Raw genomic sequence first — 12,240 nt, forward strand, 5'->3', positions numbered from 1 at the left:
GCCCTGGGATCCGAATCCTGAGTGAGGGCCTGCCGGTCCGGTGCGGAGTGCGACGTCCACACCGGCCCGGGAGGCCCTCGTGCCCCGCACTGCGCAGGATCCACCAACGTCGAAGGGCCCCGCAGCAAGCTGCGGGGCCTTCGACGTATTGCCCGGTGAGAGCAATGGCGGAGGATACGAGATTCGAACTCGTGAGGGGTTGCCCCCAACACGCTTTCCACACGCTCGTCCGGCGGTACGGGGACGATCAGGGGGCATGCCGACCTGCGGGCAGAACCAGCGGTTACAGGCTTGCCGAACTGTGGTGTGCGCGTGTGGATGAGACCAGAACTGAGACCGGGCACGTGTTCATTTACCGGCCTCCGGGCCGTACCACTGCATGGCCTGGCCGGTGATCGCAGCGATGCATGCGAAGTCGTGGTCGCGATGCAGGAGGGTCAGCCCCTGGAGTTCTGCGGTGGCGGCGACGACGAGGTCAACAGCTCCCGCGCTGCGGTGCTGACCACGCTGGGTCAGTAGCTCTTGAACCTGCCAGGCGCGGTCGTATGCGCGGTCATCGACGGGCACCCAACCGAACAGCAGCCGCATGTCCTCGACGCCGCGCGCACGGTCTGCGGCGGAGCGGGCGCTGTAGAAGAACTCCAGCTCGGTAATAGGGCACGTCGCGATGAGCCCTGCCGTGGCAGCCTGGTCCCAGCCGTACTGTTCGGCGTCGTCGCGGAAGAATCGAGCGAGCGCGCTGGTGTCGATCAGGAACTGTGCCGCGCTCACCGCCGGTATTCCCTCTTGTCCGCGAAGACATCCAGATCAAAGCCTCCCCCGCCCGCTGCGGCCCGCAGCCGAGTGAGAGCGAGAGCCCGTCGGCGGTTCTCGAGTACCTCGCGCAGCGCACTGTTGACCGTCTCCCTCTTGGTGCCGGTACCCAGGGCCTGAGCTACGGCGGCCAGTAGTTCGTCGTCAAGGTCGATCACTGTGCGGCTCATCGAGCACCTCCGGTGATATCATCTCGTACGCCGAGTATATCTCAATAGGTATCTACCACGGGCAAGCTTCTGGTGAGCGCCACGACAGGGGTCACTCAGGGTGCTGAGCTGGACCACCACGCAGGGGCGCCTCCCGGCCGACCCGTGTTGCACGGTAGCGCCGACGACGAGCGCGACTTCCTGCATGGCCAGGTCCAGGCTTGCCGTCCCGAAGGCCCTTGTCTGCACCAGAAATGAGGCTTCTTGTGATCTTCGCCTACAAGGTGAAGGCACCATCAGCCACTGTTCAGGCCTGATCGCTGCTCGCCGGCCTCCGGGGACGGACGGGACGCGCGAAGCGCGCGCGCTCCTGGCATTGCCGACGAACGTCGTGCGGCAGCCCGAGTGGGAGTGGCTGCAGGATGCCGAGGGCATCGGGACCGGAGGGTCCCGCGGAGTCCCGTTGAGGCGCTGATTAGACCACCAACGTCGAAGGGCCCCGCAGCAAGCTGCGGGGCCCTTCGACGTATTGCCCGGTGAGAGCAATGGCGGAGGATACGAGATTCGAACTCGTGAGGGGTTGCCCCCAACACGCTTTCCAAGCGTGCGCCCTAGGCCACTAGGCGAATCCTCCGCGGCAAACAATACAAGACGCCAGGGGGTGCTCGCGAACACGTTCCCCGTAGATCGTTCCGGAGGGCTCTCCGGCCGGATCGTCGTGGGGGAGCGGGTGGACGGCAGGGGGCGGGGATCGGCTAAGGTGGGCGTCAGCCCCTCACGTGGCGCTATCTGACTGAACTCCCCCAGGGCCGGAAGGCAGCAAGGGTAGGTCGGCTCTGGCGGGTGCGTGGGGGGCCCTTGCGTGCCCGGGGTGTGGTGTCCCGCCGGGGGCGCCGGTCCGGGGCGGGCCCGGTTGTCGGTGCGCCCCGATAACCTCGTATGTGTGTCGTCCCTTGCGCTGTACCGCCGCTATCGCCCCGAGTCCTTCGCCGAGGTCATCGGTCAGGAGCATGTCACTGACCCGTTGCAGCAGGCCCTGCGGAACAACCGGGTCAACCACGCGTACCTGTTCAGCGGGCCGCGCGGCTGTGGAAAGACGACCAGCGCGCGCATCCTCGCCCGCTGTCTGAACTGCGAGAAGGGCCCCACGCCCACACCCTGCGGAGAGTGCCAGAGCTGCCGGGACCTGGCGCGCAACGGGCCGGGGTCGATCGACGTCATCGAGATCGACGCCGCGTCCCACGGTGGCGTGGACGACGCCCGTGACCTGCGGGAGAAGGCCTTCTTCGGTCCGGCGTCGAGCCGGTACAAGATCTACATCATCGACGAGGCCCACATGGTCACCCCGGCGGGGTTCAACGCCCTGCTGAAGGTCGTCGAGGAACCGCCGGAGCACCTCAAGTTCATCTTCGCGACCACGGAGCCCGAGAAGGTCATCGGCACGATCCGTTCGCGTACGCACCACTACCCCTTCCGGCTCGTGCCGCCCGGGACGCTGCGCGGCTACCTCGCGGAGGTCTGCGACAAGGAGGGCAGCAACGTCGAGGACGGTGTGCTGCCCCTCGTGGTGCGGGCGGGCGCCGGATCCGTGCGTGACTCGATGTCCGTCATGGACCAACTCCTCGCCGGCGCACGCGACGACGGTGTGACATACGCCATGGCGACCTCTCTTCTCGGCTATACGGACGGGTCCCTGCTGGACTCCGTCGTGGACGCCTTCGCGGCGGGCGACGGGGCCGCCGCCTTCGAGGTCGTGGACCGCGTGATCGAGGGCGGGAACGACCCCCGGCGCTTCGTCGCCGATCTGCTGGAGCGGCTGCGCGACCTGGTGATCCTCGCCGCCGTGCCCGACGCCGGCGAGAAGGGGCTCATCGACGCCCCCGCCGACGTGGTGGAGCGGATGCAGGCCCAGGCTTCCGTCTTCGGCGCCGCTGAGCTGAGCCGTGCCGCCGACCTGGTCAACGAGGGCCTCACGGAGATGCGCGGGGCGACCTCGCCCCGCCTCCAGGTGGAGCTGATCTGCGCCCGGGTCCTGCTGCCCGCCGCCTTCGACGACGAGCGTTCGCTGCAGGCCAGGCTGGACCGGCTCGAGCGCGGTGCGGCGTCCTTCGTCCCCGCGGGACCCGGCCCCGCCATGGGGTACGCCCCGGGGCCGGACGCCCATGGAGCCGGTGCGGGGATGCCGGGTGGCCCGGCCGCCGCCCGTGCCGCCGTCCGCGGCGACGCCCAGGGCGGGGCTCCCGCCGGCATGCCGCCGGCCGCGCCCGTCGCCGCCGAGGCCGTGGCGCCCCCGGCCGTCCAGCGGCCCCCCGCGCCGTACGAGCCCCCGGAGCAGCAGCCCTCGGCCGCCCAGCAGCCCCCGGAGCAGCAGCCCCCGGCCGCTCACCAGCCCCCGGCCGCCCAGCAGTCCCCGGCCGCCGAGCAGCCCCAGGCCGGGCAGCGTCCCGGAGCATGGCCCGCCGCGGCCGGAGCCGGCAGCGGGGGCGAAGCGGCTCGTCGCCCCGGCGGCTGGCCGACGGCTTCCGCGCCCGGCGGTGGCGTCCCGCAGGCGCAGCCGCCCGCTCCGTCGCCCGACCGGGCGGCATCGGCTCCCGCTCCCGCCCCGGCGGCCCCGGCACCTGCGCCGGCGGCCCCCGGCACGGCTCAGGGCGCCGCCCAGGTCCGCACCATGTGGCCGGACATCCTGGAGGCCGTGAAGAACCGCCGCCGCTTCACCTGGATCCTGCTCAGCCAGAACGCCCAGGTCACGGGCTTCGACGGCAGCACCCTGCAGATCGGCTTCCTGAACGCCGGGGCGCGCGACACCTTCACGAGCAGCGGGAGCGAGGAGGTGCTGAGGCAGGCGCTGGCCCAGCAGTTCAACGCCAACTGGCGTGTGGACGCGGTCGTCGACCCGTCCGGCGGCGGCATGCCGCCGCAGTCCGGTGGCGGCGGAGGTGGGGGCCGGCCGCCGGCCGCCCCGTACCAGCCCCCCTCGGCGCCGCAGGCTCCCGCCTACGAACCCCGGCCCGCCCCCGCCGAGCAGGGCCCGCCGCCCGTGCAGCAGGCCCCGCAGCAGGAGCAGGGCCGCCCCGAGCCGTCTTCCTACGACCGGGCGGCCCCCGAGCCTCCACGGCCGGTCGCGCCGGAGGACGACACCGCGGAGGCGGACGATCCCGACCTGGTCGACTCCGCGCTGTCCGGGCACGACCTGATCGTCCGCGAGCTGGGGGCCACGGTTGTCGAGGAGTTCACCAACGACTGAGGCCGGACGGCACCCGCGTGCCCGTCGTCCCGCCTGCGAACCGTGCACCGTCCGCGGACACCCGCCCGTGCCGGGTCGGCACTCCGCGTCCCGTCCCCGGCCACGTCCACGGAGCGGAGCCCGTCGAGGCCCTTCGCCCCCGGCGGCTAGGCTGCATCCCGTGAAGGTCCTCGTCATCGGCGGCGGCGCCCGCGAACACGCCCTGTGCCGCTCTCTCTCCCTCGACCCCGATGTCACCGCTCTGTACTGCGCTCCCGGCAACGCCGGAATCGCAGAGGTGGCCGAACTGCACCCGGTCGACGCGCTCGACGGCGACGCCGTCGCGCGCCTCGCCACCGAACTGGGCGCCGGGCTGGTGGTCGTCGGTCCGGAGGCGCCGCTCGTCGCCGGTGTCGCCGACGCCGTCCGCGCGGCCGGCATCCCCTGCTTCGGCCCGTCCCGTGAGGCCGCGCTCCTGGAGGGCTCCAAGGCGTTCGCCAAGGACGTCATGGCCGGTGCCAACGTCCCGACGGCCCGCAGCTACGTCTGCACGACGCCCGCCGAGATCGACGAGGCGCTCGACGCCTTCGGAGCGCCGTACGTCGTCAAGGACGACGGTCTGGCGGCCGGCAAGGGCGTCGTCGTCACGGAGGACGTCGAAGCCGCCCGTGCCCACGCCCTGGCCTGCGAACGGGTCGTCATCGAGGAGTTCCTCGACGGTCCCGAGGTCAGCCTCTTCGCGATCACCGACGGCACCACGGTGCTGCCCCTCCAGCCCGCCCAGGACTTCAAGCGCGCCCTGGACGGCGACGAGGGCCCGAACACCGGCGGCATGGGCGCGTACTCGCCGCTCCCCTGGGCCGACCCGAAGCTGGTCGACGAGGTCATGCGGACCGTTCTGCAGCCGACCGTCGACGAGCTGCGCCGACGCGGTACACCGTTCTCCGGACTGCTGTACGCGGGTCTCGCGATCACCTCGCGCGGAGTGCGGGTCATCGAGTTCAACGCCCGCTTCGGGGACCCGGAGACCCAGGTGGTCCTGGCCCGGCTGAAGACCCCGCTCGCCGGTGTCCTGCTCGGTGCCGCCAACGGCACCCTGGACGCCGTACCCGCTCTGACGTGGCACGACGACGCCGCGGTCACCGTGGTCATCGCCTCGCGCAACTATCCGGAGACGCCCCGGACCGGGGATCCGATCGAAGGGCTCGCGGACGTCGCGGAGAAGGATGCGCCCCACGCGTTCGTCCTGCACGCCGGCACGCGGCAGGACGGCGACGCGGTGGTCAGCGCCGGAGGGCGCGTGCTCTCCGTGACGGCCACCGGCAAGGACCTCACGCAGGCCCGTGAGCGCGCCTACACGGCGCTCGGCCGCATCCGGCTCATCGGCTCCCAGCACCGTACGGACATCGCGCGGAAGGCCGCCGAGGAGGCCTGAGCCGTACCCGTCCGTCCCTGTGCCCGGCCCTCCCGCGAGGCGCCGGGCACAGGCGCGTCCGGTGCCCGGCGGATTGCACCGGCGCGTTCGCGGGTATCACCGGACCCCTGCTCGCCCGCGCGTCAGCAGCTTTGCCCAAAGCCATTCCATCGGGTGACGGCTCGGCCATCCGGATGACGGCTGCCGAGCCCCCAACTAGGGTGCGGCGCAAGCGTTCCGGCACTTGGCCCACCGGCATTGCGATGTCAGTGACGGGTGCCACAGTGGGGGAGTGACCAACACCGTCGCGGGGGCAGAGGGGGTGACGTACAGCCGTGTCCGGTACCGGTTCGGTTGAGGAGCTGGGCGCGCACGCAGCGCGCGCCAGGGCCCTGGCTCTGCTGCGCATCCGCAGCCGTGCCACCGCCCTGGCGGTCCTCCCGGCAGGCGCGGCTGTCGTGCTGCTCGTCGCGAGCGGTCAGGGGCGCGTCGACGGAAGCGCGTGGACCGCGGCCGCCTGGGCGGTGACGGCCTGCGCGGTCCTCGTGCTCCTGGTCGCCGCCGGCGTGGGCGTAGCCCTGGCGCGCGCGAGGCCTGCCGTCAGCCCGACGGTGCCCCTCAGCGAGACGGCCGCACCCGATCTGTACCGGCTGGTCCGGGACCTCGCCGACCGGCTCGACGTCCCGGCGCCGTCCGCCATAGCGCTGACCCCCGACTGCGACAGCTGGCTGGAGGACCGTACGCACCCCTCCGCCGGCCCCGGAGTGCCGGACGCGACCCCCGGTCCGGTGGGCGCCGGGCGGGGCCGCCGCGCCCCCGTCGCCCCGGTGCTCGTCATCGGCTCCCCCTTCCTGTGGTGGATGCGGGTCGCCGAGCTGCGCGCGGTACTCGCCCCCGTGGTCGCGGGCACCGGGCCGTCCGCGCACCCCGACATAGCCGCGGCCCGTCGTTTCGTCCGCGGCCTGGACGCCGCCGTGGCCGACGCGGCCCTTCCCGGGCGGGGCATCCGGCGCCTTCCCACGGCCTTCGTGGGCTGGATCGCCAGGCTGATGCTGCGCGGCTGCCGTGGGCACGCCGCCGAGATGGAGCGCTGTGTGGCCGCCGCCGCGTCGGGCCGCGCCCAGGACGTCGACTACGGCCTGAGGATCCGCGCCCAGGAACAGGTCGGCCTCGCCTACGCGGGCTGGGACCGGCTGCTGACCAGGGTGGCGCTGCCGGCCTGGCGGATGGGCCGCTGGCCCTCCCGGCTCGACGCCGGAGTCGTCTCCGCACTGACGGAGCTCTCGCGGCGCGACCGGCTCGCCGAGGGCTTCACCGACCGGCTGGGCGAGCGACCCGCCTGCGACCTCATCGAGGAGCCGGGCGCCGCCGACGAGGCGGCCTCACTGCTCGCGGCCCGGCTCTTCCACGGCGGTCCGGCCGAGCCCGGCCCCGGCTGGGCCCCCGTCGACTGGCAGCAGTACCCCGAAGAGGTCGTGGACCGGAAGTGGCGTTCCGAGGCCGCCCGGCTCCACCGGGTGCTCGACGCGCTGGGCGTCGCCGCGAGCGTGCCGGTGGGGGGACCGGGGGCGTCGGGGCCGGTGGTGCCCACGCTGGCGCGCGTCATCGATCACCTCGCCACGCCGGGCGCCGACAGCGAAGCGCTCGCGGCGGGGATCGGCGCGGCCGTCGCCCGCGACGGGACGGGGGCGGGGCCGCGTGCGGGAGAGGCCGTCGGCGGCGGGGGCAGCAGCGCGGTGGACGGTTCGGCGGCCGGGACGGCCACCGGCGCGCAGGATCTCTGGGGGCCCGTGCCGCTTCCGCTCTTCCCCCTCCAGCCGCCGCGCACGGACACGGAACTGCTCGCCGACCATGTGGTCGCGATGGTCTGCTGCGCCGCCGTGGACACCGCGGGGGCGGCGCCCGGCCTCGACTGGCTCGACGGTCCCGCCCTGCTGGTGGACGGCGGCCGGAGGTCGGACCTGGGAGCGCCGGTGCTCAGCCTCGTGGAGGACGGCGACGCGGAGCCGCTGCGCTCCTGGCTCAGCTCGGTGGGCGTCCGCGCGGACAAACCCGTACGCCTGGGCTGAACGACCGTCCGTCCACTTAGCGGGCGAAATGTTCCGAATGTGCGCTCAATACCTGGATGAGCGTCTTCCGTTCACGTCAATTCGCGACGAACGGTGACGGACCGCACGCGATATGTGATGTGCTGGGGGCCCGCGCCGGCGTCAGGCGCATCGGGTCTCACGGGGGATGAGGGAGGGGTGCGCGATGGGGACGGAGCATATTCGGCGGTGGGAATCGGGTGCCCTCGCGCACGCCGTGAGCGACCCGTTCGGCATGGGTCCGCTGCCCTGGCTGCGCGGCAGCGAGAACTACTTCGACGACACGGGCCAGGTCGTCCCCTGGTACGCCGACACCGCCCTCGGCCGCAGCGGATCGGGCGGTGGCACGCGCACGGCCGACGACGTGCACCGCCAGATCAAGGGGTTCGTGTCCCCGGGCGCAGCGGCCCCTGGCGAGGCCATCGACTTCCACATCACCGTGGACCCGCCGCAGCAGTTCTCCGTCGACGTCTACCGCATCGGGCACTACGCCGGAGACGGCGCCGCCAAGATCACCACGAGCCCGCGCCTGTCCGGCATCGTGCAGCCGCCGCCGATGACGGCCGAGCGTACGGTCTCCTGCCACCACTGGTGGCTGTCCTGGCGGCTGCAGATCCCGACGTACTGGTCCGTCGGCGCGTACGTGGCCGTGCTGACCACCGCCGACGGGTACCGCTCGCACATCCCCTTCACGGTCCGCGACGACCACCCGGCGGACCTGCTGCTCCTGCTTCCCGACATCACGTGGCAGGCCTACAACCTCTACCCGGAGGACGGCAGGACCGGCGCCAGCCTCTATCACGCCTGGGACGAGGAGGGCCGGCTGCTCGGGGAGGAGGACGCCGCCGCCACGATCTCCTTCGACCGCCCCTACGCGGGTGCGGGCCTGCCCCTCCACGTGGGCCACGCCTACGACTTCATCCGCTGGGCCGAGCGCTACGGCTACGACCTCGCGTACGCCGACGCCCGTGATCTGCACGCCGGACGGGTCGATCCCAGTCGCTACCGCGGCCTGGTCTTCCCCGGCCACGACGAGTACTGGTCGGTCCCGATGCGCCGCACGGCCGAGCGGGCCCGGGACATCGGCACCTCGCTGGTGTTCCTCTCGGCCAACACCATGTACTGGCAGGTCGGCCTCGGCCCGTCGCCCTCGGGCGTCCCCGACCGGCTGCTCACCTGCCGCAAGCGCCGCGGCCCCGGGAAGCCGGCGCTGTGGCGCGAGGTCGACCGCGCGGAACAGCAGTTGCTGGGCATCCAGTACGCGGGCCGGGTCCCCGAACCCCATCCCCTGGTCGTCCGTAACGGCGGTCACTGGCTCTGGGAGGCCACCGGGGCTGTGGAGGGCGACGAGATCGCCGGGCTGGTCGCCGGCGAGGCGGACCGCTACTTCCCGCGTACGTCCCTGCCGGAGCACGAGAACCGCATGCTGCTCGCGCACTCCCCGTACAGCGACAGCGAGGGGGCGACCCGGCACCAGGAGACCTCGCTCTACCGCGCCCCCTCGGGCGCCCTCGTCTTCGCTTCCGGCACCTTCGCATGGTCCCCCGCGCTCGACCGTCCCGGCCACGTGGACGCCCGCGTCCAGCGGGCCACGGCGAACCTCCTCGACCGGATCTGCAAGCGCGACTGACGGGCACGGCGCAGGCGCGGATCGGCCGCCGCGGTCACACGCCGGCCGAGGGGCACGGTGCCGGTTCGCGTGCCCCTCCCTCGGGTCCCCGGCGGAGCCTCCCCCGGGTTCGGGCTTCCGCCGCAGGCCCGGGCGCCGCCGCTCCCCGTTCACGAGGTGACCCCTGTCGGCGCGGCCGCTTCGCATGCGGGACAATCGGAACCACTCCTGGATCAACCTACGCGGAGGCAGCGTGTCCGGTTTCGTAGAAAAGCCCGAGCCCGTGCAGGTGCCGGGGCTCACCCACCTGCACACCGGCAAGGTGCGCGACCTGTACCGGAACGAGGCGGGTGACCTCGTCATGGTCGCCAGCGACCGTATCTCCGCGTACGACTGGGTCCTGCCCACCGAGATCCCCGACAAGGGCCGTGTCCTGACGCAGCTGTCGCTGTGGTGGTTCGACCAGCTCGCCGATCTCGTCCCCAACCACGTCCTGTCGACGGACCTCCCGGCCGGGGCGCCCGCCGACTGGGCGGGCCGCACCCTGATCTGCCGTTCGCTGCGCATGGTCCAGGTCGAGTGTGTTGCGCGCGGTTACCTGACCGGTTCCGGCCTGACCGAGTACGACGCGACCCGCACGGTCTGCGGTCTCGCGCTCCCCGAGGGGCTGGTCGACGGTTCCGAGCTCCCGGCGCCGATCTTCACCCCGGCCACGAAGGCCGCGGTCGGCGACCACGACGAGAACGTGTCGTACGAGGAGGTCGCCCGCGAGGTCGGCGCTGAGACGGCGGCGGCGCTGCGCCGGACGACCCTGGACGTCTACGGACGGGCCCGGGACATCGCGCGGGAGCGCGGGATCATCCTCGCCGACACGAAGTTCGAGTTCGGCTTCGCGCCCGCCGCCGACGGTGGCGAGGAACTGATTCTCGCGGACGAGGTGCTGACCCCCGACTCGTCGCGCTTCTGGCCCGCCGAGAGCTGGGAGCCGGGCAGGGCGCAGCCGTCGTACGACAAGCAGTTCGTGCGCGACTGGCTGACGTCCCCGGCTTCCGGGTGGGACCGCCACGGTGAGGAGCCGCCGCCGGCCCTTCCGCAGGAGATCGTCGACGCGACCCGCGCCAAGTACGTGGACGCGTACGAGCTCCTCACCGGTCTCAGCTGGCCGGTCGAGGGTCACTGACGGAACGCAAGAAGGCCCCGGTCGCGATGACCGGGGCCTTCTTCCATGGAGCGGACGACCAGGTTCGAACTGGCGACCTCAACCTTGGCAAGGTTGCGCTCTACCAACTGAGCTACGTCCGCGTGCGCCGAAGCGCGCTGCTTACTATACCCAACCTCTCGCCCCGCTGAGACGCACCGTCGTGCGGCAGTGCGCCGGCCGAGCCCCGGGCGGGCCGCCGACACGTGGTCGGGCTCGCCCGTCCTGCGGCGGGAACGTGTGCTCCGCGAACTCGGTGACGGGAGCCGCGTCGGCCCTGGACTTCGGTACGGCCGCCCCAGGGGTCTCGGTGGGCTACCCCTGGGCCCGATCGACCCGGCGGCCAACTCCGGCCGGACAGAACGGTTTCCGGCGGGCGCGGCAGGAGGGCCCCGGCCGCCCGGTGAAAACCGCTGCCCGCCGGGGGAGGGCCCCGCGCTCGCGCCGGGAGGGCACCCCGAAGTCCTGGGCCGCCGGTGACCCGCCTGAACGAGGTGTGCTGGTCCGGCAGTCCGGCCCACCGGGATGTGGCGACCCTCACACCGTGCAGCCGTGCAGCCGTGCAGCCGTCCAGCCGGGAACGGTGGCGGCGGTGTACCCAGGTCATGCCCGTCCGCCCCGGACAGTTCCCGATTTCCTCGATGCCGATGCCGATGCCGATGCCGACGCCGATGGCGATGCGGATGCGGATACGAAGAGGAACCGGATGCCGGCGCCGGGGCGGAATCCGGTGCCCCTGCTCGGGCGGCCCGTCGCCGTCGTCGCCGCATCACGACGCATGACGTGGGTCGATAACCGGAAACGTCAAAGGCCCCGGTCGAAATCGACCGGGGCCTTTGAATCAAGAGCGGACGACCAGGTTCGAACTGGCGACCTCAACCTTGGCAAGGTTGCGCTCTACCAACTGAGCTACGTCCGCATTGCTGCCACTCGGCTTTCACCGGTGGAGCGGTCACTACTCTACCTGATCCACTGAGTGGTCCGGTAAGGCAGTGCAGAGCGGGTGACAGGAATTGCACACTGCGCCTTCCCCCTGGAAGGGGGATGTTCTACTACTGAACTACACCCGCACGCTGCGTCGGACCCGGCTTTTCGGCCTTGCCCTTCGGCGTGCTCCAGACTCTAGCCGACCTGCAGGGGTGTTGTGCAAGTCGGCTCCCCGAGGTGTCGTCCCGGGGAGCGGTGGGCGTCGGACCGGAACGGAACATTCCGGGCGCCGCCCTCAACTCGCCGCGTGGAACGCCTCGTAGACCTTCTTCGGGATCCGGCCGCGGGCCGGCACCTCCATCCGGTGCGAGCGGGCCCAGGCGCGCACCGCGGCGGGGTCGGGTGCCAGTGAGGTGTGGTGATAGGCCACGGGGGCCTTGCCGCGCTTGCCGGTATTTGTCTGCTTTCGGCCGGCCGACACGTACGGGGCCAGTGCCGTGCGCAGTTTCTCTGCATTGGCGGGATTGAGGTCGATCTCGTAGGACTTACCGTCCAGGGAGAAGGTGACCGTTTCCTCCGCTTCTCCCCCGTCGATGTCGTCGGAGAGTGTGACCACGACGCGCTGAGCCACGGATATCGGTCCTTTCCTTCGGCACCGCCGCGTCTGGCATGCGTCGATGCCGGCCTTCCGGCGGCTGGGCGGATACGGATCGACGGTTGTCGACTGTTCCGGGGCGATCGTGCTTTCCCTGTATTCATTTGTACAGCGGTGGGAGGTGCATTGTGAAGCCCGTCCAATTACTTCCGCGTGTTGCTTCCG

8 protein-coding genes, 4 tRNA genes and 1 other RNA gene are annotated in these 12,240 nt (G+C 72.0%); 6 read left to right on the plus strand and 7 right to left on the minus strand.

The features are described 5' to 3' along the window. Positions 1 to 348 precede the first annotated feature (348 nt). The 3 genes from OHT61_RS16970 to OHT61_RS16980 form a co-directional block, all read right to left on the minus strand. The gene (locus OHT61_RS16970; RefSeq protein WP_329039353.1) at positions 349 to 771 is read right to left on the minus strand and encodes a PIN domain nuclease; all 423 of its coding nucleotides are present in this window, start codon (positions 769 to 771) and stop codon (positions 349 to 351) included. Next, positions 768 to 983, minus strand: a complete 216-nt coding sequence (locus tag OHT61_RS16975; protein WP_329039355.1) for a type II toxin-antitoxin system VapB family antitoxin — start codon at positions 981 to 983, stop codon at positions 768 to 770. Before OHT61_RS16975 ends, OHT61_RS16970 begins: the two co-directional genes overlap by 4 nt. Before the next feature lie 525 nt (positions 984 to 1,508). Further along, a tRNA-Ser gene (locus tag OHT61_RS16980) sits at positions 1,509 to 1,596 on the minus strand. A 133-nt stretch (positions 1,597 to 1,729) separates the two neighbouring features. On the opposite strand from OHT61_RS16980, the gene ffs reads away from it, so the two are divergent. From ffs to OHT61_RS17010, 6 genes are all read left to right on the plus strand, one after another. After that, an RNA gene (gene ffs / locus OHT61_RS16985) (signal recognition particle sRNA small type) lies at positions 1,730 to 1,824 on the plus strand. Between the two features lie 81 nt (positions 1,825 to 1,905). After that, entirely contained in the window at positions 1,906 to 4,206 is a 2,301-nt protein-coding gene (locus tag OHT61_RS16990; RefSeq protein ID WP_329039356.1) for a DNA polymerase III subunit gamma and tau, read from the plus strand. Positions 4,207 to 4,366: 160 nt separating this feature from the next. Then, the gene (gene purD, locus OHT61_RS16995) at positions 4,367 to 5,620 is read left to right on the plus strand and encodes a phosphoribosylamine--glycine ligase (RefSeq protein WP_329039358.1); all 1,254 of its coding nucleotides are present in this window, start codon (positions 4,367 to 4,369) and stop codon (positions 5,618 to 5,620) included. Between the two features lie 314 nt (positions 5,621 to 5,934). Beyond that, the gene (locus OHT61_RS17000; protein ID WP_329039360.1) at positions 5,935 to 7,668 is read left to right on the plus strand and encodes a hypothetical protein; all 1,734 of its coding nucleotides are present in this window, start codon (positions 5,935 to 5,937) and stop codon (positions 7,666 to 7,668) included. 184 nt (positions 7,669 to 7,852) lie between these two features. Further along, positions 7,853 to 9,316: a N,N-dimethylformamidase beta subunit family domain-containing protein gene (locus tag OHT61_RS17005; RefSeq protein WP_329039361.1), complete on the plus strand. Its 1,464-nt coding sequence runs from the start codon at positions 7,853 to 7,855 to the stop codon at positions 9,314 to 9,316. Between the two features lie 232 nt (positions 9,317 to 9,548). After that, entirely contained in the window at positions 9,549 to 10,475 is a 927-nt protein-coding gene (locus OHT61_RS17010) for a phosphoribosylaminoimidazolesuccinocarboxamide synthase (RefSeq protein ID WP_329039362.1), read from the plus strand. Positions 10,476 to 10,521: 46 nt separating this feature from the next. Here the strand turns inward: OHT61_RS17010 and OHT61_RS17015 are convergent. The 4 genes from OHT61_RS17015 to OHT61_RS17030 form a co-directional block, all read right to left on the minus strand. Beyond that, a tRNA-Gly gene (locus tag OHT61_RS17015) sits at positions 10,522 to 10,597 on the minus strand. A 742-nt stretch (positions 10,598 to 11,339) separates the two neighbouring features. Further along, a tRNA-Gly gene (locus tag OHT61_RS17020) sits at positions 11,340 to 11,412 on the minus strand. A 79-nt stretch (positions 11,413 to 11,491) separates the two neighbouring features. Then, positions 11,492 to 11,563 (minus strand) — tRNA-Gly (locus tag OHT61_RS17025). Between the two features lie 152 nt (positions 11,564 to 11,715). Beyond that, a complete protein-coding gene (locus OHT61_RS17030) occupies positions 11,716 to 12,051 on the minus strand; it encodes a histone-like nucleoid-structuring protein Lsr2 (RefSeq protein ID WP_329039364.1) in 336 nt (111 codons plus the stop codon). Between the last annotated feature and the right edge of the window lie 189 nt (positions 12,052 to 12,240).

Source organism: Streptomyces sp. NBC_00178 (genome assembly GCF_036206005.1).
Classification (GTDB): Bacteria; Actinomycetota; Actinomycetes; order Streptomycetales; family Streptomycetaceae; genus Streptomyces.

Bases quoted from the DNA above. Each gene is read 5' to 3' on its own strand.
- OHT61_RS16975 (WP_329039355.1), bottom strand. From the start codon at position 983: ATGAGCCGCACAGTGATCGACCTTGACGACGAACTACTGGCCGCCGTA.
- OHT61_RS17005 (WP_329039361.1), top strand. From the start codon at position 7,853: ATGGGGACGGAGCATATTCGGCGGTGGGAATCGGGTGCCCTCGCGCAC.